The 25,417-nt window shown below is 39.0% G+C and carries 20 protein-coding genes and 2 tRNA genes; 6 read left to right on the forward strand and 16 right to left on the reverse strand.

The window, feature by feature from the left end; translation table 11 throughout:
- The 4 genes from FNZ24_RS16250 to dapA form a co-directional block, all read right to left on the reverse strand.
- Nucleotides 1–2,983: efflux RND transporter permease subunit (locus tag FNZ24_RS16250; RefSeq protein ID WP_153915856.1), on the reverse strand; the 2,983-nt coding region annotated here is incomplete at its 3' end.
- Nucleotides 2,980–4,062, reverse strand: a complete 1,083-nt coding sequence (locus FNZ24_RS16255; RefSeq protein WP_153915858.1) for an efflux RND transporter periplasmic adaptor subunit — start codon at nucleotides 4,060–4,062, stop codon at nucleotides 2,980–2,982. The genes FNZ24_RS16250 and FNZ24_RS16255, both read right to left, overlap by 4 nt.
- Before the next feature lie 318 nt (nucleotides 4,063–4,380).
- Nucleotides 4,381–5,481 (reverse strand): outer membrane protein assembly factor BamC, encoded by a 1,101-nt coding sequence (gene bamC / locus FNZ24_RS16260; protein ID WP_153915860.1) that lies wholly within the window; start codon nucleotides 5,479–5,481, stop codon nucleotides 4,381–4,383.
- Complete coding sequence (dapA, locus tag FNZ24_RS16265) at nucleotides 5,482–6,369, reverse strand: 4-hydroxy-tetrahydrodipicolinate synthase (protein ID WP_153915862.1); 888 nt, start codon at nucleotides 6,367–6,369, stop codon at nucleotides 5,482–5,484. It lies immediately after the preceding gene.
- Between the two features lie 355 nt (nucleotides 6,370–6,724).
- Between dapA and FNZ24_RS16270 the strand changes: the two genes are divergently transcribed.
- Nucleotides 6,725–7,252, forward strand: a complete 528-nt coding sequence (locus tag FNZ24_RS16270; protein ID WP_153915864.1) for a glycine cleavage system protein R — start codon at nucleotides 6,725–6,727, stop codon at nucleotides 7,250–7,252.
- Between the two features lie 23 nt (nucleotides 7,253–7,275).
- Nucleotides 7,276–7,746: a thioredoxin-dependent thiol peroxidase gene (bcp, locus tag FNZ24_RS16275; RefSeq protein WP_153915866.1), complete on the forward strand. Its 471-nt coding sequence runs from the start codon at nucleotides 7,276–7,278 to the stop codon at nucleotides 7,744–7,746.
- A gap of 145 nt (nucleotides 7,747–7,891) precedes the next feature.
- On the opposite strand, the gene FNZ24_RS16280 is transcribed toward bcp, so the two are convergent.
- The 5 genes from FNZ24_RS16280 to dnaQ all read right to left on the reverse strand — a co-directional run bounded on the left by FNZ24_RS16280 (nucleotide 7,892) and on the right by dnaQ (nucleotide 12,819).
- The gene (locus tag FNZ24_RS16280) at nucleotides 7,892–9,817 is read right to left on the reverse strand and encodes a cation:proton antiporter (RefSeq protein WP_153915868.1); all 1,926 of its coding nucleotides are present in this window, start codon (nucleotides 9,815–9,817) and stop codon (nucleotides 7,892–7,894) included.
- Between the two features lie 236 nt (nucleotides 9,818–10,053).
- A tRNA-Asp gene (locus FNZ24_RS16285) sits at nucleotides 10,054–10,130 on the reverse strand.
- A 63-nt stretch (nucleotides 10,131–10,193) separates the two neighbouring features.
- Nucleotides 10,194–10,270, reverse strand: a tRNA-Asp gene (locus FNZ24_RS16290).
- Nucleotides 10,271–10,763: 493 nt separating this feature from the next.
- The gene (locus FNZ24_RS16295) at nucleotides 10,764–12,062 is read right to left on the reverse strand and encodes a TIGR03503 family protein (RefSeq protein ID WP_153915870.1); all 1,299 of its coding nucleotides are present in this window, start codon (nucleotides 12,060–12,062) and stop codon (nucleotides 10,764–10,766) included.
- A gap of 22 nt (nucleotides 12,063–12,084) precedes the next feature.
- Nucleotides 12,085–12,819, reverse strand: coding sequence for a DNA polymerase III subunit epsilon (gene dnaQ / locus FNZ24_RS16300; protein WP_153915872.1), 735 nt, complete (start codon nucleotides 12,817–12,819; stop codon nucleotides 12,085–12,087).
- A 73-nt stretch (nucleotides 12,820–12,892) separates the two neighbouring features.
- Here dnaQ and rnhA point away from each other — a divergent pair, with 73 nt between their 5' ends.
- Entirely contained in the window at nucleotides 12,893–13,366 is a 474-nt protein-coding gene (rnhA, locus tag FNZ24_RS16305) for a ribonuclease HI (RefSeq protein ID WP_153915874.1), read from the forward strand.
- An 85-nt stretch (nucleotides 13,367–13,451) separates the two neighbouring features.
- Here rnhA and FNZ24_RS16310 read toward each other — a convergent pair whose 3' ends face one another.
- On the reverse strand, nucleotides 13,452–14,186 hold the full coding sequence (locus FNZ24_RS16310) for a class I SAM-dependent methyltransferase (protein WP_153915876.1): 735 nt from the start codon (nucleotides 14,184–14,186) through the stop codon (nucleotides 13,452–13,454).
- Between the two features lie 404 nt (nucleotides 14,187–14,590).
- Between FNZ24_RS16310 and gloB the strand changes: the two genes are divergently transcribed.
- Together gloB and FNZ24_RS16320 are read left to right on the forward strand one after the other, a co-directional pair.
- Nucleotides 14,591–15,382: a hydroxyacylglutathione hydrolase gene (gloB, locus tag FNZ24_RS16315; RefSeq protein WP_153915878.1), complete on the forward strand. Its 792-nt coding sequence runs from the start codon at nucleotides 14,591–14,593 to the stop codon at nucleotides 15,380–15,382.
- A 143-nt stretch (nucleotides 15,383–15,525) separates the two neighbouring features.
- Nucleotides 15,526–17,043, forward strand: coding sequence for a LysM peptidoglycan-binding domain-containing protein (locus tag FNZ24_RS16320; protein WP_153915880.1), 1,518 nt, complete (start codon nucleotides 15,526–15,528; stop codon nucleotides 17,041–17,043).
- A gap of 98 nt (nucleotides 17,044–17,141) precedes the next feature.
- On the opposite strand, the gene FNZ24_RS16325 is transcribed toward FNZ24_RS16320, so the two are convergent.
- From FNZ24_RS16325 to FNZ24_RS16335, 3 genes are all read right to left on the reverse strand, one after another.
- Entirely contained in the window at nucleotides 17,142–17,678 is a 537-nt protein-coding gene (locus tag FNZ24_RS16325; RefSeq protein ID WP_153915882.1) for a BsuPI-related putative proteinase inhibitor, read from the reverse strand.
- Nucleotides 17,678–19,510, reverse strand: coding sequence for an AsmA family protein (locus FNZ24_RS16330; protein WP_153915884.1), 1,833 nt, complete (start codon nucleotides 19,508–19,510; stop codon nucleotides 17,678–17,680). Before FNZ24_RS16330 ends, FNZ24_RS16325 begins: the two co-directional genes overlap by 1 nt.
- A 63-nt stretch (nucleotides 19,511–19,573) precedes the next feature.
- Entirely contained in the window at nucleotides 19,574–20,068 is a 495-nt protein-coding gene (locus FNZ24_RS16335) for a putative 4-hydroxy-4-methyl-2-oxoglutarate aldolase (protein WP_153915886.1), read from the reverse strand.
- 175 nt (nucleotides 20,069–20,243) lie between these two features.
- Between FNZ24_RS16335 and FNZ24_RS16340 the strand changes: the two genes are divergently transcribed.
- Nucleotides 20,244–20,558 carry a hypothetical protein gene (locus FNZ24_RS16340; RefSeq protein ID WP_153915888.1) on the forward strand — a complete coding sequence of 105 codons (315 nt, stop codon included), beginning with the start codon at nucleotides 20,244–20,246 and terminating at the stop codon, nucleotides 20,556–20,558.
- 276 nt (nucleotides 20,559–20,834) lie between these two features.
- Here FNZ24_RS16340 and FNZ24_RS16345 read toward each other — a convergent pair whose 3' ends face one another.
- The 3 genes from FNZ24_RS16345 to FNZ24_RS16355 form a co-directional block, all read right to left on the reverse strand.
- Nucleotides 20,835–22,481, reverse strand: a complete 1,647-nt coding sequence (locus tag FNZ24_RS16345) for a methyl-accepting chemotaxis protein (RefSeq protein WP_153915890.1) — start codon at nucleotides 22,479–22,481, stop codon at nucleotides 20,835–20,837.
- A gap of 279 nt (nucleotides 22,482–22,760) precedes the next feature.
- Nucleotides 22,761–23,918: a GGDEF domain-containing protein gene (locus tag FNZ24_RS16350; RefSeq protein ID WP_153915892.1), complete on the reverse strand. Its 1,158-nt coding sequence runs from the start codon at nucleotides 23,916–23,918 to the stop codon at nucleotides 22,761–22,763.
- A 353-nt stretch (nucleotides 23,919–24,271) separates the two neighbouring features.
- Nucleotides 24,272–25,324, reverse strand: a complete 1,053-nt coding sequence (locus FNZ24_RS16355) for a LacI family DNA-binding transcriptional regulator (protein WP_153915894.1) — start codon at nucleotides 25,322–25,324, stop codon at nucleotides 24,272–24,274.
- Nucleotides 25,325–25,417 lie beyond the last annotated feature (93 nt).

The raw sequence follows: 25,417 nt of genomic DNA on the forward strand, positions 1-25,417 counted from the left end.
CTAACAATATGCCTGAGAGTACCACCACGCCAATAACAAAGCGGGTTTCAGCACCTGCTCCGCTTGACATAACTAATGGTATTGCTCCAGCTGCTGTTGTAATACCTGTCATTAAGATGGGACGTAGACGCTGGGATGATGCTTGAATAACCGCATCATCAAACGCAATCCCTTTATCACGTAACTGGTTAGCAAACTCAACGATTAAAATACCATTTTTAGCCGCGAGTCCCACCAGCATGATAATCCCAATTTGACTGTAGATATTGATACTTTGGTCGGTAAACCACAGGCCAATTAACGCACCTAAAGTGGCTAACGGAACCGTTAACATGATCACCATTGGATGCACATAACTTTCAAACTGCGCAGCCAACACCAAGAATACAATCCCTAATGCCAACACAAAGACAAAGTACATTGAACTGCCTGAACTTTGATAATCTAAAGACTGGCCTTTGTAACTGATAACTGCTTCGGCTGGTAAATAGGTATCTGCAATGTCATTCAAATAATCTAATGCTTCACCTAAGCTATAGCCGTCAGCTAAGTTGGCCTCAATAGTAATCGCCCGCATACGGTTATAGCGATTAAGTGAGCTTGCATCGGCATACTCTTCGACTGTCACTAAGTTTGATAAAGGGACTAACTCGCTGGTTCGGTCTGAACGCACATAAATATTTTCAAGATCCGTGGCAGTGTTTTGATTTTCACGATTACCTTCAATAATCACATCATATTCTTCACCATCACGCATGAAAGTCGTCACCAATCGAGAACCTAACATCGACTCTAATGTGCGACCAATATGTGAAATAGATACACCTAAATCAGCTGCGCGATCTTTATCAATTGCAACTCTGAGCTGTGGCTTAGTTTCTTTATAGTCATGGTCAAGACCTGCAAGCATTTCGTTCTCACCAGCTTTTTCAAGCATGATGTCACGCCACATTGCAAGTTCTTCATAACTTGGGCCCCCTAAGACAAACTGCACAGGTTTACCCACACCACGACCAAAGGCTTGACGCATTATCGGGAAGGCTCTCACACCAGCTAAATCAGATATACGTGAACGGATATCGGTGATGATTTCATTCGCGGGGCGACGCTCTGCCCAATCTTCAAGTACGATAATAGCCATGCCGTTAGAGAAATCTGCTGCGGTGCCAAATCCACGCGGTGCACGGATAAGTAGACGCTTAATATCACCCGCTTCAACCAATGGCATTAAACGGCCTTCAATTTCATCCATATATTTTTCAATATATTCAAAACTCGCGCCTTGGGGGCCATTAACAACTAAGAACATCGAACCACGATCTTCTTGCGGTGCAAATTCTTGCGGGACTTTATTAAGCAAATACCCACTGACCGCAAATGCAGCGACAACAATTAAACCTACCCAATAAGGCTGTTTAATAGCAGAGTGTAAATTTGATTGATAGATAGATGATAAATAATCCATCAAGCCGTCAACCTTTCTAACTAACCAAGTGCTCTCGCCTGCTGGTTTAAGTAATTTAGAGCACATCATCGGACTTAACGTCAGTGCAACTAAGCTTGAAAACAAAACAGCAGCGCTCATCGTTACAGCAAACTCTTTAAACAGTTTTCCTAAATCACCATCTAAAAAGCTAATTGGCATAAATACCGCGATAAGCACTAAGGTGGTTGCCACAACAGCAAATGCCACTTCACGTCCGCCAAGGTAAGCCGCTTTTAACGGTGAATCACCTTGTTCAATTCGGCGATGAATGTTTTCCAGCATCACAATCGCATCATCAACTACCATACCAATGGCTAAAATCATCGCCAAAAGGGTTAATAGATTAATGGTATACCCAAGGGTATATAAGACAATGAATGTCCCCATTAGCGATACAGGAACAGTTAACGCAGGTATCAGCATGGCGCGCACGCTACCTAAGAACAAATAAATCACAATGATCACGAGTATCATTGCAATGAACAATGTCTGATAAACCTCTTTAATCGATGCTTCAATAAACACTGAACTATCGTAAGAGCGCTTTATCTCCATTCCTGCAGGTAATGTAGGATTAATTTGGTCTACTAACGCATTGGCTGCACGGGCTACTTCTAGCGTGTTTGAGGTAGATTGTTTCGACACACCTAAACCGATCATTGACTCAGTATTACCACGGAACATAATCCGCTCTTCTTCTGAGCCAATTTGCACTTTAGCAACATCGCCTAATCTGACTAGATAACCATCACTACCTTGGGTAATCACCAAGTTGGCAAAGTCTTGTTCTGTTCTAAAACTTCTATCCACACGGACAGTAAAGTGACGCTCTTTTGATTCGATTGAACCAGCAGGAAGTTCCACGTTTTCTGAACGCAGAGCAGACTCAACGTCAGCTACTGTCAGGTCACGAGATGCCAGCGCTTGTCGGTCAATCCAAATCCGCATTGCATACACTTTACCGCCGCCTAAACGAATATTAGCAACGCCATCGACCACAGAAAAACGATCGGTTAAATAACGGCGCGCATAATCGGTAAGCTGCAATGTGGTCATTTGATCAGACACTAAATTGAGCCACATAATAACTTCATCACCACCGTTGGCTTTTTCAACCTCTGGTGGATCGGCTTCTTCTGGTAAGTTATCCAGTAAACCTGAAATTCTGTCACGAACATCATTGGCAGCCGCTTCAATATCGCGACCGACATCAAATTCTAATGTGACAGACGAACGTCCGTCTCGGCTACGGGAGCTAACATGTTTAATCCCTTCTACGCCGCTTATTCTATCTTCAATTAATTGGGTAATACGGCTTTCTACTACCGAGGCACTGGCACCACGATAACGGGTATCAATGGATACCACTGGCGGGTCAATATTAGGATATTCTCGCAATGGCAATTTTTCAAACGACACTAAACCAAGAATGATAATCAAAATACTGATGACAGAGGCTAATACCGGTCTTTTTACAGAGATATCAGTTAAAATCATGCCGCATTCTCCGAACCAGCTACCTTGGCAAAATTGAATGCTTCAGCTGCTTCAGTTTTAACTTCATCACCTGGTCTGACTTTAAGTAAGCCACGAATTATGACAGGCGTACCAATTTCTACACCGTCTAGCACCTCAACCCAACCTCGATTACGGATCCCAAGGGTTACCGACTTTTGCTCTACCACATTTTCATCATTTACTGTGTATACGTACTGTTTAGATTGAATCGGGATAATCGCAGATTCTGGTAATAGTAAGGTTTCACGATTTTGCTTAATCAATTTCACTTTCATCAACATGCCAGGTAATAAAGCGGCATCGGCATTATCAATGATAGCTCGCACAATAACTGCTCGTGTTGATGGGTTAACGCGACTATCGATTGAAGTCACCACACCTTTAAAAATACGGTCAGGAAAAGCAATGGCTTTTGACTCTACACTTTTGCCTAACTGTAATTGTTGAATAAAACGTTCTGGCACTGAGAAGTCGAGCTTAATTTTACTGACATCATCTAAGGTAGTGATTTGAGTGCCAGGAGACACTAACGAACCCACGCTGACTTGTTTAAGACCTAAACGGCCAGAGAACGGTGCATGAATGGCTCTGTCCTCTAATGCAGCTTTAGCTTGCTCAAGCTCTGCACGCGTGGTGTCAATTAAGGTTTGTAATCTATCTCGTTCAAGCTCAGCAACTGTTTTACTGGTCACTAGACTTCGGATTCGGTCAAGTTCACGCAAATGATCTTTTACTTTCACTTCTGCTGCTTGCACTTTGGCAAGCTGCTCACGATTACGCAGTTGAACCAGTAAGTCGCCCTTCTGCACTTTTTCACCGTCGTTAAAATTGATTGTCGCAATTTGCTCAGTCACTTTAGGCGTAATAGTAATAGATTCGAAAGCCTTGTTTGTACCAATTGCTTCTACTTCATCACGCACGGGTAACATGGCAACTTTCGCCACAACAACATTCGGGATAGGTTTAACACGTTCTTTGGTTTTACTAGGAGACAGAGTCGATTGGTAACCGAACCAAGCTAGACCTAATGCAACGAGTAATATAATTATTTTTTTCATCGGAATTCCGTTCGTCAAACTCATATACAAAATGTTAAAAGGATTGAAGCAAACGTTAGTTTACTCAGCAGCAAGCTGGTATCAAGGCGTTTTACCTTTACTTACAAAATACACATTTCATTAACACCGAGCTTGGTACGGATAAAACTGAATTAAAGTTCACATATTAGCTGTTGTAGCCTCTTATCTTAACTAACTCAAACTAAATCACTGCGAGTTTAGATAAATTCAGCACAAAAAAAAGAGACACATAAATGTGTCTCTTTGTAATAAATTGATGTTTTTTAAATCAACATGAAATTGTAACGAGTCAAAAGCCTATCGTACTTTACGATCGGTCTGCATTGCATCGCTAAGTACACGATATAGCTCAGTGATAATTTCATTATCCAACGGCTCGCCAGCAGAATTTTTAATAAAGATTTTAGTTTGATCTTTATCGTCTGCTTCTTCTAGCTCAACTCGATAATTACCACGCTCTAAAGGTAACTTATCTTCGCCCCATAATGAGCTCCAGAATCCGCCGCTTTCTTCAAGTACGACATAATAAAGCCCTTCAGCTGTATTCATGTCGACAATATCAAAGCCAAGTTCTGGCATGACAATGCGTAAACGATCCCAAGTTTTAGTAAAGTCGGCTTCTGCAATCCAGTAAGCACCTGTTTCTTCAGTTTCAGCAACTAAATCAACATCAATACCACGACTTTGCTCGATTCTGTCTGCTTTGATTTGCTTATCACGCTTCACACTCATGTACGCAATCGTATTATTTAGCATATCAATTGTGTAACGACGTTGATCTTCACCACTTAAGAAGACTTCTTGTTCTTCACCGTCATAAGACTCTTCGTGCTCGATCAAGTCAATACTCATACTACCTGAGCGACCATGTGGACTGACATCGACATCATAACGGTAGCGCTGGCGTAGGACATATACTTTGTCACTACCAAACCAACTTGTTTCGATAACATCTCTGTTTTCTATCCAACCAGTTTCAAGGACACCTTCTTCATAGTCTTCTTTTTGTACAGGTACATCGTACTTAGCCATAAAGCCTTTGAGGTTATCGAAGACTTCTTGCTTTAAGTCAGTCGTACTTGGAATAGACTCTACGATAATTTTAATATTATCGCTGCCTTCTTCGACTCGAGTACCTTCAGACATAGGTAGAACTAATAATGGTGGACGAATATCTAAACGTCTTCCAACCAGTTCTTTATTAGCATCTTCACCAGGTTTTGGAATATCGTATTCACGACTATAAGTAGGTTCTGTTAACCCTTCAGGAATCGTTAGTAATGGCGTAGCTTGCGCATTAGCAAATTCTTCACTGCCATTTGCAACACGACGATCTGTTGGTGTACTACACGCTGTAACGGCAGCAATTAATAAAATTGGGGTGACTTGCTTCAACATTTATCGGTTTACCTCTATCTGGGCTTGTTTCATCGCTTCTAACAACAGACCATGAAACTGCTCAGAAAGTTCAGTTAAAGGTAAACGAATATGTCCTTGGCTGATTAAGCCCATTTGATGTGCAGCCCATTTAACAGGTATTGGGTTAGCTTCACAAAATAAATGTTCATACAAGCCTTTCATTGGCAAGTTAATGCTTTCTGAAAGCGCGTGGTCGCCAGCTAAAGCAGCATCACACATTGCCTTAAACGATTTAGGAACAATATTATTTGCGACAGAGATAACGCCATCTCCGCCCAGTAATAAAAAGTCTCTCGCAGTCGCATCATCGCCACTGTATAACTTAAAATCATTACCGCAAAGTTCGCGTAATTTAGCCACACGGGTCAAGTCACCAGTGGCTTCTTTCACACCGATAATATTACTCACCGACACTAACTCAGCTACGGTTTCAGGCAACATATCAACTGAGGTTCTGCCCGGCACATTATAAAGAATTTGTGGAATATCAGTACAAGCTGCAACGGCTTTGTAATGAGCAATTAAACCCTTTGGAGTAGGTTTATTGTAATATGGAGTCACACCAAGCATGCCAACTATGCCAGAGTCTGCCATAGATTTAGTAAGCTCAATGGCTTCTGCAGTTGCATTAGCACCATTGCCACCAATCACAGGGATTCTGCCTGCAGCAAACTTAACGGTTTGGGCCACAACTTGTGCATGTTCTTTCATTGGTAGAGTCGCAGACTCTCCAGTGGTACCAACAGCAACAATTGCATCTGTGCCTTGGTCAATATGAAATTCTACGAGTCTTTCAAGACTACTGTAATCTACTGTGCCATCACTATTCATTGGTGTGATTAAGGCAACGATGCTTCCGTTTATCATCTAAATTCCCCAAGGTTTCAGGATTCGCTATGTTACTTATGCCTACTACTAATGACAAGCATTAACGGGGCTCTTAAATGTATTTATACAAAACTGTTAATTTATTGACTTATTTAAACACTTTTTCGGGATTTATTTATTGTTTAAGTCAAAAAGGAATAAACTTTATTTCCTTATAAATCAATAGTTATTAAAAATAAGTAAACTAAGCTAACACTTTTCAAGCAGTTTATAGCTTAATAGGTACATACTTATGTGGTTTAGTTTTAGTTATGGTAGCATTACCACCCGCAAAAAAACTTTGCGTTAGGTCGCTAGTTTACGCTCTATGATATCGAAAAAGTGAGGAAAATCCATGACCAACTATCTGGTCGTTACTGCTATGGGTGCTGATCGCCCTGGTTTAGTAAGTCGTCTAGCCCGTTTAGCCAGTGAATGTGATTGTGACATTGTCGATAGCCGTATGGCATTATTTGGTAATGAATTCACTTTAATCATGATGATTTCAGGTTCTTGGGCTGCAATAACTAAGATAGAAACCTTATTACCAGGCTTAAGTGTTGAACTTGAGTTGCTTACGGTAATGAAGCGCACGTCTAAGCATACGCCTAAAAATTTCATTTCTCGTATCGAAGTCAGTGTAAATGGACAAGATCAGCGAGGCACAATGAAGCGCATCACAGAGTTCTTAGCTGATCGCTCGTTAGATTTAGCTGCTGTGCGTTCCCATGCCGATGATGACAATTTAACTCAAACGATATTATTCACAATTAACGTCCCTGAAAAAGTTGATCTAATCAAGCTTGAGAAAAGTATTCAAGAGCTCGCAAGTGAGCTTTCTTTAGATTGTTCAATCAATCATATGCAGGCAAGTGAAAAGTAAAAATAATTTAATAAGGACTTTACATGAATACCCTAACAGTTGGTGATTTAGCACCGCAATTTTCCCTACAAAACCAATTCGATGAAACTATCTCTTTAGCTGATGCATTAAAAGATGGTCCAGTATTAGTGTATTTTTACCCTAAAGCCTCAACTCCTGGCTGTACTGTTCAAGCTCAAGGGTTACGAGACAGCAAAGCTGAACTTGCAAATCATAACGTAACCGTTTTGGGATTAAGCCCAGATCCAGTCGCCAAATTGCTTAAATTTAATGATAAACAAGAACTCAACTTTTCATTACTGAGTGATGAAGACCATGCTATTGCTGATGCATTTGGTGTGTGGGGCGAAAAGAAGTTCATGGGCAAAATTTATGATGGTATTCACCGTTTAAGCTTCCTAATCGGACAAGATGGTAAAGTGGCGCATGTGTTTGATAAATTTAAAACTAAAAATCATCACGAAGTCGTCTTATCTGTCATTTCAGAACAGTAACCTATTAGTGATAAAACGCTAATCAGTCAGCTAAAAAGACACTTTCTGGCCACAACTGTTGGCCGCTACTTTTGACGAGAGTCCTGCAGACAATAAAAAGGCTTCGTGATTTCGAAGCCTTTTTTCTCTAAAAATTTTATCTATATTATTTCTGCTCGTCAGTATTTAGAACATCTGAAGTCTTGGAGTCTTCACTCTGCTCCACTGTCTCTTTTTCCTTTAATTCTTCTGCCTCACGTTCGGCTGCTTCTTTCAGACTACGTTGAATAACATCTTGTTCTTGAGCTTCTTGAGGTAATAAACTGATGAGCTCTATACCGACCGGTAATTCTTTATCGGCCCCCGATATGATTTTCACTTTTTGATCTTTAGTCAGATAAATCAGCGGCATTGCTGTTTCACCGTAACGTTCTTTAAAATGTTCTAAAGTGAAGCTTTCAGTAATATTAGTCACTTTAATGACCGCGCCTTTAGCCATATAGCTTGCAATACGAGCATAAGAAACTGATTCACCAAATAAACATAATCGTTTTAAATAAGATTCAGATAATTGATGCCTAGCACTTCCGCCTTCTGCGTTATTGAGACCGTAAACTTTTTGGGTACCAAACAAATCTTGAAAGTGAAAACTCACCAGTGGGTTTAGCTGTCGATATGGCGATAATATTAAGACTCTGCCTACCCCGCTTAAATCCATGAAGTTTTCAGCATGTTCGGAAGCAGGGTTACCAAAGTACACAGGAATATTGGCCATACGAGCTTGGCGAATATTGTCCCAGTTATTATCAGCAAGCATTACCTTTACATTTTTCTCAGTTAATACTTTAGCTAATTCACGGGAAAATTTAGATGCGCCAAATAACAATAAACCTTGAGATGAGTCTGCTTTAACGCCGAGAAACTTTGCCCAAGGCCCTGCTGTTAAGGATTGAACCACAACCGTACCAATAATAATTAAAAACACCAAAGGCACGATTGAGCTAGCACCATTAACGCCAATCGCTTCCAGTTTAATCGCAAATAAAGATGAAATTGCCGCGGCAACAATACCGCGAGGGGCAACCCAACTTAAAAACCATTTGTCAGATCTGGATAAACTGGTACCAATACCTGATATCCAGATACTTAATGGTCTTGCTACCAGCATTACTACCATTAAAACCCCAACGCCGCCCCATCCTAAATCGAGCATTGCGGTTGAATTAAGCCGTGCAGCTAATAAGATAAACAGTGCTGATATTAATAATACCGTTAAGGTTTCTTTAAATTCTAAAATATCTGCGATATCAACACCGCGCATATTAGCAAGCCAAATCCCCATCACAGTCACAGTTAATAAACCTGACTCTTCTTGAATTAAATTAGAACCAACGAACATACCTAGCATAATCGTCAATACAGCCGTATTTTTGAGGTAATGAGGAAATACAGTGGTTCTTAGCGCAATACCAATCAAATAGCCTGCTATGGCGCCTAAACCAAAGCCAAGTAACAAGGTAATGCCTAAAGCAGATAAGACATGGGTGGTAGGATCGGCAGCCGCCGCTACCGCAATATATTCATAAACTAAAACGGCAAGTATGGCACCAATAGGATCAATAACAATACCTTCCCAGCGCAGGATACTAGCAAGATTTGATTTTGGCCTCACAGTTCGCAACATAGGCACAATAACTGTTGGACCAGTCACCACAACCAAAGCACCAAATAATAGTGCCATTGGCCATTCAAAGCCTAATAACCAATGGGCAGCGGGAGCGATACAAGCCCAAGTAATAAATGCGCCGAAAGTCACCAGGTTTGTCACCATACGGCCATGATCTTTGATCTCTTTAAAGTTTAACGTCAGTGCTCCTTCAAATAAGATAACAGCAACACCTAAAGAGATAATCGGAAACAGCAAGTCACCAAAAATAGCATCTGGATCTAAGATGTCTAATCCAGGTCCTAATAATAGCCCACATAATAATAGTGGCAGTATCGCTGGTAATCGTAACTTCCAACCAACCCATTGACACAATAGAGACAATACGCCAATTAATGCGAGCATCCCTGTGATGTGTTCTACCATGTGAATATCCTTATAAAGCCGAACGGCTAAGCCATTTTAAATAAAACTACTTCCTTTAATAAAATACTAAATAACCCACTAGAGCAAGTGAAAAATAAAACAATAGATCCATTTAATCAAAAATTCATTAACATCATAAAGTGTTGATTTGAAATACGTAAAATCGAGCCGAAAGGTGTAAATGCTGAATTTTAGGCACAAAAAAGCCCTTGTCATATGACAAGGGCTAATCTGTTTGGCGGAGCGGACGGGACTCGAACCCGCGACCCCCGGCGTGACAGGCCGGTATTCTAACCAACTGAACTACCGCTCCTAAACTGTGGTTATCTGTTATGAACAGTATCAAAACAAATAAACATAATCTAAACAACTTAACTGGCGGAGCGGACGGGACTCGAACCCGCGACCCCCGGCGTGACAGGCCGGTATTCTAACCAACTGAACTACCGCTCCACTTAAGTTGCGAAGAATAATAGAGATGTCGTCAAAAACCGTCAACCGTTTTTTTAAACTTTTTGTCTGTTTAGCTAAAAAATGCTCAACTAAGCTCAAATCTCATACGGTTTGAATATAAAAGAATCAGCATTGATTGAAAAAGTTCTCTATTCAATCAGCTCAATTTTCTCGATTCACGTTGAATAACTTTGCTTTTAAACTTCCTTAGATGACTAAAGCGCTTGTTTAACGATATTTAAAACTTTAGACACACGATTGATGAGTCATAATCTAAGAATGATGATTTGAAATCTAACAAATATTAAATTTTAAAACCTAAGCAGACATGAATAAATGAAATCTAGCTTTTAGAAGTAAGATAAGAGAAGTAAATGAAGTGACTTAAGTAACTTGTGTTGGCATGTGTTAGCTTGGATTAGCTCACATTACTTAAGTGACTTCATATACCGATTCAGACGGTTACAGATTTTGCTTCGATGGCTTAACTAAACTATTTTTCATCCGGCATGGTTAAATCCAAATCATCGATACTCGGCTCAGGAGTATCATCCCCACCACCTTCTTGCTCAAGGCGAAGTTTTGTTGCAGCTAACGCTTTATTTAGCGCTTGTTTTTTACGCCAAATAATTAAACCAAGAATGCCAACAACTAATAAGCTGCCATTGATCACTAAAATCCAGAATATAGCTTTATCTTTTGCTGCTGCTTCATCTTTTGCCGCTTGAATCGCGGCGCGCTGAGCTAACTCTTCTTCAGTTGGCGGCGGCGCAGGCGGGGCTATTAAATTAAAAAACTGCTCAGGTAAATCTAAAACTATTTCTCGACCTTCGATGGTTGTTGATACAGCTGAACCTTTAATCCTATAACTGCCGAAATCTGTCACAGATGGGATCGCCAGTAATGTTTCGCTGAATTGAACTTCATCTAATATTACCGGCAGTTTCAGCCCAGCAGGACCAACAATGTCAAAATGAAAGTGAGTTTGCTCAAGTTGAAGAACTTCATCATCCACTTTTAACTGAATATGCCAGACGCCATTAAGCTTATCTTCTGGTTCAATAATATCGACAGCAATGGGTTTTTCTGACAAATAAAACGGATAACTGATTTCACGCTGAAATATGTTATTTCTGGCTTCAACCGTTAAGGTATAGTTTCCCCAAGGCTGATTAAGATTCTTTTGCCCAGTAAAAATACCATCATCTGGTACTTCATCGAGTCCTTCACCGTTATCCTTATATGAACCCACAATAATGGTACCAGTGGTGAAGTTTGCATCTGTATTTATATGATGGCTTGCAAATTTAACCGTCCACTCAATCATGTAATCGAGGCCAGGAAGTCGCACTGTTAATCCGTCACCTAACAAGCGTGAAGTGACTTTTAAACGCTCCCCTTGAAACAATGGCTGAGGAATGGGTTCCACATCAATTTCAAGGTTAGACACTTTCTGAATGGTTGAATTGGGTGCAAGGTTACCTAATAGTTGCCAAGGGCCTGGCATAGGTTTTTGAATTTTAATCATGTCACCCGTAATACCATCTACCCATTTTACCGACTCAGGATGCCTTTCTGCATACCATTTTGAACCGTCAGGTAAAACAACGATTACGGGAGCTGAGCCATACTCACGTTGAACTAATAAGGTCAGTTCATCCACCATATGATCAATCCTGAATCTATTTTTTAGTTCAGAAGCTTGAGAATATGGCACCGCTAACACTGATTGGGGCAGCATTACTCCGATCAAAACTAACAGTGACAAAATATATGGTTTAAGTCCTTTCATTCGTAACGCTATACCTTAATGCTTAAGCTTCACCTCTCCAGAGGCACTTTCCTGATTTCTGGACTAAATCAAGACGTTGATCATGCGATACTAATTCATCGGCCGTAGCTGAGATCACTTTAAGATTAAACGCATTTTGATCGACTAATTGAATACCGCCAGCCTCTTGTCCCGGCTTTTCGCTGGACAAATTAAATTTAATTTGTCCGCCCGTCATGATTAAGTAAACATCAGCAAGGATTTCAGCATCCAATAGTGCGCCATGATAAGTACGACGTGATAAATCGATGCCATAACGACGACAAAGAGCATCTAGATTGTTCTTTTGACCTGGGTGAAGATGTTTAGCGACAGTTAACGAATCGAGAATGCCACAGATATCGGCAGTCTTAGGACCCACAGGCTGAAGATTCGCAAACTCATGGTCCATGAAGCTAATATCGAACGGAGCGTTATGTGCAACAATTTCTGCGCCGTCGATGAAATCGATAAACTCTTGGGCAATTTGATGAAATCGTGGCTCTTTAGCAACACGTTCATCGGTGATCCCATGGACTTCAATCGCTTCTGGATCAATTAACTGACCCGGATTGATGTATTGATGGTAGGTTCTACCAGTCAATTTTCTATCGATGACTTCAACACAACCAATTTCAATAATACGATGGCCAATATAGACAGGCCCGCCTGCTTGGTTCATACCGGTTGTTTCGGTATCTAAAATAACCTGGCGACTTGCGCTAGAAATAATATTCATAGGTAACTCAATTAATACTTGTGTGTTTAGGTATAATTGCCAAAATTAATCTGTATTGCATGGTAACAATTTGATGTCAGAACTAAAACAAATCAAAATTTATACTGACGGCTCGTGCCTAGGTAATCCTGGTCCTGGCGGATACGGCATTGTAATGAAATATAAGCAGCAAACCAAAGAATTGTCTGACGGATTTAAATTAACCACTAATAATCGAATGGAATTATTGGCACCTATCATAGCATTAGAGGCCTTATATGAACCCTGTAAAATTATCTTAACCAGTGATAGCCAATACATGCGTCAAGGAATTACCCAGTGGATCCATGGTTGGAAGAAAAAAGGTTGGATAACTTCAACTAAGACCCCCGTCAAAAATGTTGATTTATGGAAACGTCTCGATGCCGTTAGCCAAATACACGAAATGGATTGGCGCTGGGTTAAAGGTCATGCAGGACACGCTGAAAATGAACGCTGTGACGATTTAGCAAGATGGGCAGCAGAAGCTAAACCTGAACAAGAAGACGTTAATTACAAAGCTGACTAAGAAACCTGATTTCAATTTAAATAATAAGGTTACAAGTGCATAGACTCATTTCAAATCAGCTCATAAATCAATACTCAGCTAATATCTAATGAGTTTGTTTGGGGATACTTTTTGAGTGACCTGCTCTGCCCGCTGTAGATGCTGGCGCCCATTGCGGCGCTCGTGCTTTTTTCTTTTCACGGATTGGCGTTAACGGTGACTCCATTTTCCTCGCAACAATAAGATAAACACTGCCAATACCAGGCAACCAACGTTCAATTCTATTTTGCCACCATGCGCCTTGTTGTATATCACCAATAAGTGGGTGATATACAAAGCGTTCATCCTGAAGAATTTGATACCCGAGTAACCCTAACCAATCTTTAACCCTAGCAGGCATAAAAAATTGCCCCGACCAAGGTAGCTTAGTTTGATATTTGGGCAACAGCTTACCTACGAATGCTGTGCTGACAGGATTAAAACCGCAAATAAAAATGTAACCACCACTGATCATTACCCTGTCGACTTCACGAAGCAACCTATAAGGGTCTTGTTCAAACTCGATAAGAAAACTCATCAACACCGCATCCATAGAGCCACTTTGTAGAGGTAAATGGTGAGGATCAGCAATTATCGAGGCTCCTTCACCATCATGGATTGAAAAGTGGCGTGCAATATTACAATGTAGACTGGAAATTTGATGACTGAGTGGACCTAATTTGAGTAAATGATAACCGAATATTCTTGGCCACCAATTAGCAAGTTGTTGTTCAACAGCTAATTGTATTTCTTCACCACAAGGTAATTGGTGCCAATGATGCGGTTTCTCATTTATCGCCATGAACAATTAGCCCTTAAAATTGTAAGCCTTACTTGAGTATAACGATTTTTGTTTTAAAGTACCTAAATGGATTCAATTTAATTATCTTATTGAGAACAATAAGTAAAAAGCCGTTGCTTTCAATCTTAATCTATCCAATACAACTAAATATCAATTCTATGTAAATAACCCTATATAGGTTATTGAGCAGAACGATTGCTTATCACTTCAGCAAAAGTTAACCGTTTCATTTTAATGCTCAACTAGCCGCTTATACATGGTGAATCCATTTTTTAAGCATTGCTGCTGACATCTATCCAATGAACATCAGTACCAAGCCAAATTAACGAAGTTTTATTTTCATTATTTGGTGTCTTATGGATAATCCGTTAATCTGTAGTTTCATAATTTATCAAGGTGCTTTCATGCTTTCTGTTATTTCTATCCCTGCTTTCAATGACAACTACATTTGGCTATTCCATCAAGCAGATTCTAATAAGGCTTATGTTGTTGATCCTGGTTGCGCTAAAAGTGTTTTAGCTTATCTTGAAAATGCTAAGGCAGAGGGTAAAGAACTAGAGCTAGTCGGGATATTAATTACGCACCATCACGCTGATCATACTGGTGGTATCGAGGCGCTACAACTGGCCTATCAACAAAAATTAGCCGTATACGGACCCAGTAAAGAGAACATCACTGGACTCACTCAACTCATTGAGCACGAGCAAACCTTATCACTACCATTTATAGATTCACCAGTGAAGGTTATCGAAGTGCCCGGTCATACCCTTGGTCATATTGCTTTTCATATCGACAGCGCATTGTTTTGCGGTGATACGCTATTTAGTGGCGGTTGTGGACGATTATTTGAAGGTACTGCAGAACAAATGTCAGCTTCGTTGGCTAAGTTATCTTCACTTGATAAAGACACCAAGGTGTATTGTGCCCATGAATATACCCAAGCTAATTTAGCTTTCGCCATAGCCGTTGAGCCAAACAATAGTGAATTGCAACAATATCAGCAGTCAGTTCAACACGCTAGGCTGAACAATATTTCTACAATTCCTTCCACTATTGCAACAGAATTAGCAATAAATCCATTTCTAAGGAATAACTGTACAGAAATCAAACAATCCATCTCAAGCCATTTCAATGTGAGTAATCCCACTGATATACAAACATTTAGCCTGCTAAGAGAGTGGAAAAACAATTTTTAAAAACAGGAACTAGACTAAGCAAATAAAACTTAGCGAAGACAACAAGCGTGTTTTGCTCTACAATGCCGCTTTAATTTTGACCAACACTTTAGGCTTACAAACCCGTTTAGCCTGTTTTGCAAGACTTAGGAATATCGTTTTTGATGCACAAATCTTTATATATTTTTGTCGGTGGTGTCGCTTTTTTAACAGGCTGTCAAACACTCACAACGCCAAAACCTACGCCAGAGCCTATTGCTATTCAAAAGCCTGCAGAGCCTGAAAAGACCATCGTAAAAGTTGAAAAACCAATTGAAATTACCGATGTATGGCAACGTATTAGCCTACAAATGGAAATGCCGATAGATGACCATAAACTGGTTAATCAGTACCGTGACTGGTACTTAGCAAACCCAAGGCATTTAGAAATCGTCTCCAAACGCGCTGAACCATATCTTCATTACATTGTTGAAGAATTAGAAAAGCGCGATATGCCTATCGAAATTGCATTGTTACCAATTGTTGAAAGCTCTTTTGACCCATCAGCTTATTCAGCAAGTGCTGCGTCTGGTCTTTGGCAATTAACCTCTCCTATTTCGAATCACTTTGGAGTTAAAAGCGACTGGTGGTACGACGGCCGTCGTGATGTACCAGCTGCAACCATTGCAGCTTTAGATTTTCTTGAATACCTTTATGACCGTACTGGTGAAAATTGGCTATATGCTATTGCCGCCTATAACACAGGTGAAGGTCGAGTAAATAATGCTGTTAGGCGTAATAAAGCTGCAGGCAAAAGTACTGAGTTTTGGTCATTATCATTGCCAAGAGAAACCCAGCGCTATGTTCCACAGTTAATTGCTTTATCTGATGTGATTAAGAATGCCGATAAATACGGTATAAACCTCACGCCAATCAGTAACGAGCCTCATATCGCTGTTGTTGATATACAAAGTCAGATGGATTTAAAGCTTGCAGCTGACTTAGCTGATATGAACATCAAAGAGCTTAAAAGCCTTAACCCAGGTCTTGATCGTTGGGCAACATCACCAGATGGACCGCACACTCTAGTCGTGCCTTACGATAAAAAAGATGTTTTTGAGCAAAAATTAGCTCAATTAGATCCTAAGTCGAAATTAAACTGGCACCGTTATAAAATTAAGTCCGGTGATACAGTCAGTCATATTGCTAAACGTTTCGACACTTCTGCTTCGTTTATCCGTTCAAGTAATAACCTGAAGAATAATAATATTCGAGCAGGCAGATATTTAATTATACCGGTTCCACCTGAAGGGGCTGATTTAACAACGGATCAGTTATTAGCGCAAAATCAGCTAACACCTAAAGCAATGACATACACGGTAAAATCCGGAGATTCATTGTGGGTGATAGCACGTAAATACGACGTTTCTGTAGACGCGTTAATTCGTTGGAATCGTTTACCTAAAAACGGTGCGTTAAGCATTGGTAAAGTATTGACTATCGGCTCTGCTACATCCAATTCTGGTTCAGAACGTACAGTTAATTATAAAGTTCGTTCAGGCGATTCATTGGCACGTATTGCTAATAAATTTAACGTGTCTGTTGATGACTTGATTAAGTGGAATAAGCTACATAACACTAAGTATATACAGCCTGGACAGATGCTTAGGCTGGTAGTTGATGTAAGTAAAGTGAACGCATAGCGGTTAACTTTTCATTCTATTTTCGTTATTTCAAATTAAAACGGCCAGTGAAATCACTGGCCGTTTTTGTACTCGCTTATTGAAAACTCAATTAAAGCTTACTTAACGATTAAAGGCGTCGAGCCTGCATTAATCAATGGCATATTACTGCCTTCAACTTTACCTGCAAATTTCACTTCAAAACGGTATCCAGGTCCTGACACTTTTTCCATAACCGATGCAGGTACACTAAAACGTGAAGTAATCGTTTTAGCAGGGGCTAAAGTCACATCTCTCAACGCTTGGGTATACATCATATCTTGAGATGAAGACCATACCTTTTGCCCTTTAGGATCGTACAGCCACAAGTCAGCTGTCATGCCAGAATTAAATCTTATGCTGACACTATGACTTTGGCTGTTAGTGGCAGTATGAGTTAATGACATCGCTTTACTAGGGTCTGTATATTCTTCTGCTTGTAAAAATCCGACTAATACTGTTTCAGCCATAGTTGATACTCCAGCACCTAATGTAACAGTTTTAGCTTTCATCACAGGCTCAACAACAGCAGCTTTCTCAGTATCCGCTGTCACATCTGCACTTGTTGCACTACAACCAACCAACAGCACACTTAAGCAACCTATAAAACGTTTCATTAAAACCCTCCTAATTTCTTGAACAAGCTATCTTTAAGCTTATCTGTTTCACCTTTTATCTTGGCATCAAAAAGCGCGCTAGTATCAATACCAAATTTTGGATCTTGCATACTACCTTTAATCGTCAGTGGGATATCTACACCCGCTAAAGCATCATCTCCGCCCTGTCCTGCAAGAGAACCGACGACTGATGTTGTCAGCTTATAATCCACAGTTTGCGAATCAATATTGGCGCTACCATTACCTGCTAACCGAATCAAAGGCGATGCCATTGCTAAATCTGGATTAGTAAATACCGCATTCTTTAGCGAATAACTCCCAGTTAAGCTGGTGAAATCAGTTTTAAGCTCTTCTTTATTTTCCGCAGAAAAATCGCCTTTTAACTTTTCTTGAGCGCTACGGATCATTTGTGGAATATTGACTCCGTAAAGCGAGCCATCTGCAATAGTAAAGTCACCATTTGCAATCAAGTTTTTCTTTAAGTTATCAGGGATAAGACTCTTACCCGAACCTTTAATATTAAAGTTTGCGGAGCCAGAGATTAAATCAATATCTGCAGCATCTTTTAATAACGGTCTAAATTGTACCCCTGAAAGTGACTTTTCAAAGTTATAACTTGCTACTTTTTGGCGTCCATCAAGTTTTGCTTTTGCAGTGATGCTACCTTCATAAAGGTTTGCAGAAAAATCACTCAAGTTAGCAATACCGTCTTTAACGGTTGCTTTCATATTCCAGTCTTGGGTCAATAAGTTAGACACCTTTATCGACTTAACTGTCATACCTAAGGTTAAATCGATAGTTTTTAAAGCAGATAAATCTGGCTCTGTTGCAGGCTCTGCTGAAGCTACCTTTTCAGTTGAAGCTTCATCTGATTTTTCAGATGCAGGTGGCATCATTTTATCTAGGTCGATATCACCAAAATCCATTTGAACATTAATTTTAGGGATTTTACTACCATAATTAACCTTAATATCACCCATTGCATTAATGTCCATTGCCGACAATTTACTGATAGCCACTTGTAGATTTTGAGTATCTAGCGCAACATTAATATCGGTAACTAACTGAGTCGATACTTTTTTATTTGGAATCGTTTCACCATCAACATCAGTATTAATTGTAAACCCAGCTAACGTTACTTTAGCTAAATCTTTACTGACAGTTAGCTGGCCTTCGCCATTACTGTTAACCGTCATATCAGGCATTTGAGCAGAAAAGTCATAAGCAAAATCAGCCGCATTACCCAAAGAGAATTGACCTAAGGTTAGACTATTTAGGCTAAAGACTTGTTTAGAGTCGTTGATTTCATCAATCAAATTGATGGTCGTATTAGTGATAGACACGCCGCCTATTTGTAGACTTTGTAATTTCACACTGCTCGGCGTATCAGATGAGGGTTTATCTGGCGTAGGCGTTGACTCAGCCTTAGTTTCAGCTTTATCACCACTCAGTCCATCAAGGCTGCTTGTTCCATCCTTTTTAGTCACCATGTTCAATGTCAAACCATCTAAAGAGAGCATGGCAATTTCCACCTCTTGGCTTAATAAAGGCATTAACTCAACATTAGCCACAGCTTCCTTAATCTCAACAAAGGTTGCAGGTGTGAAGTTTTCTGGATTAGATAATGAAATACCACCGAGGTTAATTCCTAATGAAGGAAAAAAGCTCCAGCTCAAATCATTTTCAATAACAAACTCTCGTCCAGTTTGTTCTTTTACTGCATCTACTATTTGTGGTTTGAAGCTGTTGAGATCGAAAAATACAGTTAAATACACCACCAGTATTAATATTACCCCAGCTACAATACCTAATAGCCATTTTAGTGCCTTCATGTTTGCATCCTTGTAAGTAAATTGAACTTTCAATTTAAAGTGACTTATATTCTATATATTAGTTTAGCTTAATACCGTTAAATCTAAAGGATTTTCCGACACTGCTATGCCATTTTTATCAGCATATAGCATCATGTCAGGCTTTATTATGACACCTTCAATTTCAATATTTACATTAACTAGACCGACATCTTTCTTGACTGTTTTTATCGGGTTACTTGCCAATGCTTGAACACCGATATCAAGTGTTTCAAGTGTCCCGACATCACGAACGGCTCCAAAAATAACAATACCTTGCCATTTATTATTAACCGCAGATTCAGCTATCATGTCGCCTAATAATGCTCGTCTGCAAATACCACCACCATCGACCACTAACACTTTTCCATTTCCAGGTGTAGCAAGAATAGATTTTACTTTCGAGTTATCTTCAAAACATTTAACAGTGACAACTTCCCCATAAAAAATAGTTTTACCACCAAATGAATTCCAGTTTGATTGAACTAGAGTGAGTTTATCTTCGTAATGATCAAATAAGTCTGGTAATAAATCTAACATTTCAGGCTCCATGTACTAAAATTAATAGAATTAACATTAATATAAACGTGTATAGCTATTGAAACAATTCATTAATCTGAATAAACTGTCGCTTATACTTTATTGTTCATGGATGAAAACACTGCAGTACTAATTATTGCTTTCAATTAACTAACCTTTCTAAGTAGTTTTCAATATGACAGATATTAATTTACAAAATGTTATTGATGCTTTCGACGAATTAGATTTTGAAAATCGCACCACTAAAAACCTTGAAAATGCACGTAACAAAGTCCAGATGAAGACATATTTATCTTCGCTGGATTATAGCTTACGTCGGATTAAAATCTTAGAAGAGGTGGTTGCAGAACTTGTTGAAGAAAAGAAAGAAGAGTTGATTAAACAAGAACATATCCAAACATACAAGGCAAAAGTCATTCAACTATCTAGAGAATTTAAAATATCTTATCAAGATGTTTTAAACATAATGGTACAGTTACAACAGCGCTAAATATTATAAACTAAACAATTCATTTTTAAGATATCAATAGCTTTCATAACTCGTTATAACAGTTTAAATCCAAACATTATATATAACTATTCTAGTCAATAATGTTATCGATAACGTTTACTCGATAATGTTTACCTAGCCAATTTTATACAGAGTTTTTGTTTGCATCGAGATTTTAAATTTTTTAATTATTATTTCTAGAATGGCACTCAATAAATCACTGATATCTATTTTACATCAGCAATCATTATATTTTAAGTGCCTTATCTCGTTAACTTATACTTTAAAATGTCCCACAATCGAACCTAATTGACCAGAGCCTTCAGCGATTTGAATGCTACTTTGAGAAAGTTGTTCATTATGCTCTTTGTTCTCTAATGACATGTCATTAATACGAGTAATGTTCATATTTAGCTCAGATATCACCGCACTTTGTTCTTCTGTAGCGCCAGCAATTTGAATATTCATTTGTGAAATATCACCGATAGCCGTTTTTATTGAATTCAGTGCCGATTCCACTTTTTGAGTCTCACCGACCGTTTCATCAGATTGAGCAATAGCCCTTTCAACCGATTGATTCACATTCTCAATCGCTTCCCTAATAGCATCGATTATGCCGTTAATTTCTCTAGTAGAGTCCTGTGTTCTGCTTGCGAGCGTTCTCACTTCATCAGCTACAACAGCAAACCCTCGACCCGCTTCTCCCGCGCGAGCAGCCTCAATCGCCGCATTTAGCGCCAGTAAATTAGTTTGCTCAGCAATACCGACAATCACATCCAGTATTTGACCTATTTGACTAGAACTTACTTTAAGCCCTTTTGCCACAGATTCCGTTTGTTGTAGCTCAGAAGATAAATCACCAATTTTAGTAATCGCATTATCAACAATTTCAGCGGTTTTATCTGCTTCACTATCTGCGACATTGGCACTTGAGGCAGCAGTTTGGGCATTTGATGCAACTTCAGAAGCTGTCATCGACATTTCATTTATTGCAGTTGCGACATTTTCGGTTTCTAATTGAACGCTAGATGATATTTGATTCGCTTGAGAAGAAATTGACGATAAGTCATTTGCGAGTGTATGGCTTTCTGAAACTGAAACTGCAACGGAAGAAACGAGCTGCTGTATTTTATTAGTAAAAATATTAAAGTTTTGCGCAATTTGATTAAGCTCATCTTGGCCATCTTCAGCTAAGCGTAACGTTAAATCACCTTCCCCTTTAGCGATATTTTCAAACGCTTTTATCGTTTGCTGCATAGGCTCAGCAATACTTCTTGTAATAACGAATAATAAAACAATAATCGGTAACCAGATAATGGTTAACAATAGTAAATATTGCATCACAAACGCTGACTTCTGCGCATATATGTCATCGATATATATACCTGTACCGATCACCCACCCCCATGGTTCGAAGCGTTCAACAACACTCATTTTAGGGCTAGGAATATCTTGATTAGGTTTGTTCCACATATAATTTACTGTGGCATTTTTTGATTGATTGGTTCGTTCAATCATTAACTGAAAAAGGGGGATTTTTTCAGGGTCTCTCATGGATAAAACATTGGTATCAATTAATTTTTTTGCAAAGGCATGTTGAACCATGATCCCTTCTAAATTTATGGTAAAGAAGTATTCATTGCCAGAATATCGAAGTTCATTCAAAGCTGCTATTGCTGCACTTTTAGCTTCTTCTTCGGTTAAAAGCCCTTGTTGAGACTGTAGATGAAATTGAGAAATGACTGAACTTGCCACTCCGACTAAAGAAGTCAGCTTAGCTTCCTTCTCTTGCACTAACACATTATCAATTCGGTTGAAGGCAAAGAAAAACATCATTAATGTCGCTAATGCAGCAAAAATAATCATTGCTAATAAACGGTTCGCGATGCTTGTTTTACGCAAGAAAAGGTAAACAGAATTCATGAGGTACCACCATATTATTGGAGTTTAACATCAGTTAACTTCATTCATGACTAGCTCCTTTCAAATAAGCCTAGTGGTTATTCGAAGAGGAACAAAGCTTCGCGCTAATAAAGCGATGACAAAGGAAGCTCCTACAAAATCAGTTAATAAAGTGAGATGTCTTCAACTCATAGTTTGGTACACATTAAACTATTTTTTCTTCATATTTATCTCACTACGACTATTGTATTATCGACCACGCTGCTCAAATATCGAGCAAAACTCATAACTTGATATGAGTTAATTGATTTCAATACAATTTTTTCCCGATTTTTTAGCGCGATATAGCGCATTGTCGCCCTGACCTATTAAGTCATTCAGGGTTAATGAATTGACGTTAGTAGCATTAAACTCATCAATTGCAGCACCGATTGAAACTGTGACTCTTAAATCTTTGTCTGGCCAATAGAGTTTTGCCACATCAGTTAAAATAGACTCCGCGACCCTCAACAACTGATCTTTATCAAAACAGTAGAACACTGATAAAAACTCTTCCCCACCGTATCGAATGTTCATTCCTGTATAACGGCCGCAATGCTGTCTGATGATTTGTGCAACACCAAAAATGACATTGTCACCAACTTGATGCCCATAACTGTCATTTATTGATTTAAAATTATCAATATCAATCATCAACAAGCTTAAAGCCTTATCGGACTGCTTAGCGTTTTGCATTAGCAGCGAAGTATTCTGAGTAAGGTAAAGCCTATTTTTTAATTCCGTTAACGGATCTGTTACGGTTTGTAAGGCTAACTTACTTTGACTTGCTCTTAACCTAAGTTGTTGGCTTCTAATTTGGCAAAATTGCTCAAAACTTTTATGAGTCTCAGAGTCTCTTCTCAAGCAGGCTATTAAGCACATAAAATAAATTGCCAGCATGATAGATAATCTATCAACTTCCTCAGCAAAATCATGTTCTAACCTCATAGGCGTAATCATTACGCTATAACAAACCGCCATAAAAGTGAGTGCAAAAAAGCAGGCTTTAAACGGCAATCTAGATAATGCCCCTATATATGCCATGACAAGGATGCCACCTGATTGATAATTAAAATCACCCTGCTCCATCGCCATTTGGCCTATATAGGTTAGTGACCAATACACACATACCACTAATGTTAGTTCTGCAAAATCAAGATGTTTAGGTGAATATCGCTTCAGGATTAGAAGTAATGCAACACAAAGGAAGGAGAAAACGAAACGTGTCATTGTGGCTAGCCAAGCATCAGCATGTAAATGTTGATAATCAAAATAACCAAATAATAAATAAATCGGGATAACAGAAAGAACAAAGCCTGAGTAAGGCAACATGACATGGTAAATATGGAAATGTTTAAAACGCCAATAGGTATATTCAGTTCGATGTATTTTAGCTGCTCCCTTCAAGTAATCGAACATAAAAGTCCCTGATTTTAATCTAATAATATAATCATTTATTTTATTGTAGAATATTGAATTTAAGCTAGCAATATTTGCACTTCAAAACAAAAATAATCAAAAAATCGTCAATCATTAAACCTAAACATAATCCGTATTGGTAATCCTTTTTATGTCAGCATTCTGATAATAAGTATGCTAAAAAAGTGAATCAGGGGGTAAAAAACGGCTTACGATTGAAGCAGTCCCGCCACAATTACAACTGTTGTTAGCCGCTATTAAAATTACCTGTTCTATCTTGCTCTATTAATTACAAACAAAAAGCAGCTATTAGGCTACTTTCTATTATTTAGCTTGGAAATAGTCTTTTTTGATTAATTGACTTCGACGGAGTCTCGCTCTTTAATTTCAAAATCAAGTACATGACGCAACTCTGAAAGACTAGCCTGCTCAAGCTTATTAACCTGGCCAGAGGTTAATAAGCTAATTGAAGTTTCAGCCATTGCAGCAATAGGCTGCTGCACTGTGGTGATATGCGGCCAAATAGTGGTTGCTAAAGGAGTATCATCGTAACCCACTACACTTAAGTCAGTAGGGACATTTAACCCTAAAGAATTAGCTACCGATATCACAGCTGCTGCCATATCGTCATTACTGGCAAATATAGCTGAAGGTTTATTCGCTCTATCCAACAGTAACTTAGCTGCAGTTAGCCCCGACTTATAACTGAACATACCTTGTTCAATATATTCTGGCGGCACAGGTAACTTTTTTGAACGCATTGCGTCTAAAAAACCTTGGTAACGTAAACGGCTTGCACCCACTTCAGGGGGACCAATGATAAATCCAATCGCTCTATGCCCTCTTGCGATCAATAGGTTAGTCATCTCATATGCGGCTTGATAATCATCCATGCAAACAAATGGTGATAAATCGAGTTCAATATCAGGTGAGACACGGATATAGGGTACATTTAATGATTTTAATTCATTTAGGATCTCTATGTTATTGCAAAGTGGTGGCAGTAAAATCAGCCCATCAACTTTTGTCTCTTCAACGAGATCACGAGTAATTTTTAATTTCTCACCCTGTGTCCCATCACATTCATCAACGACTAAGTGGTACCCACGTTTACGACAACTTTTTAACCCCGACAACATAAATTGGCTAACATAGCCTTTTTCACAAGGGGGCTCATACAGTAAACCGATAAAATATGACTTTGAGCTTGCTAAGCGTCTTGCGGAAATATTAGGACGATAGTTTAATTGGCTCGCAGCTTTTTGTACTTTAGCCCGAGTCTTATCGCTAACTTTATCATCATTATTTAACACTCTCGAGACAGTCATCTTTGAGACACCTGCCAGTTCAGCCACATTTTGGATGGTGGTTTTTACTCTTGTATTTGTCTTGGTAGTTGAACTCATAAAGGTAACTCATATAAAAAAATGTTACAAGATAACAAGGTAACAAGCCCCGTTTCAAAATCATAGTAAATAGTGCACATTCGTTATTATAAA

Source organism: Shewanella sp. TC10 (assembly GCF_009663145.1).
Classification (GTDB): domain Bacteria; phylum Pseudomonadota; class Gammaproteobacteria; order Enterobacterales; family Shewanellaceae; genus Shewanella.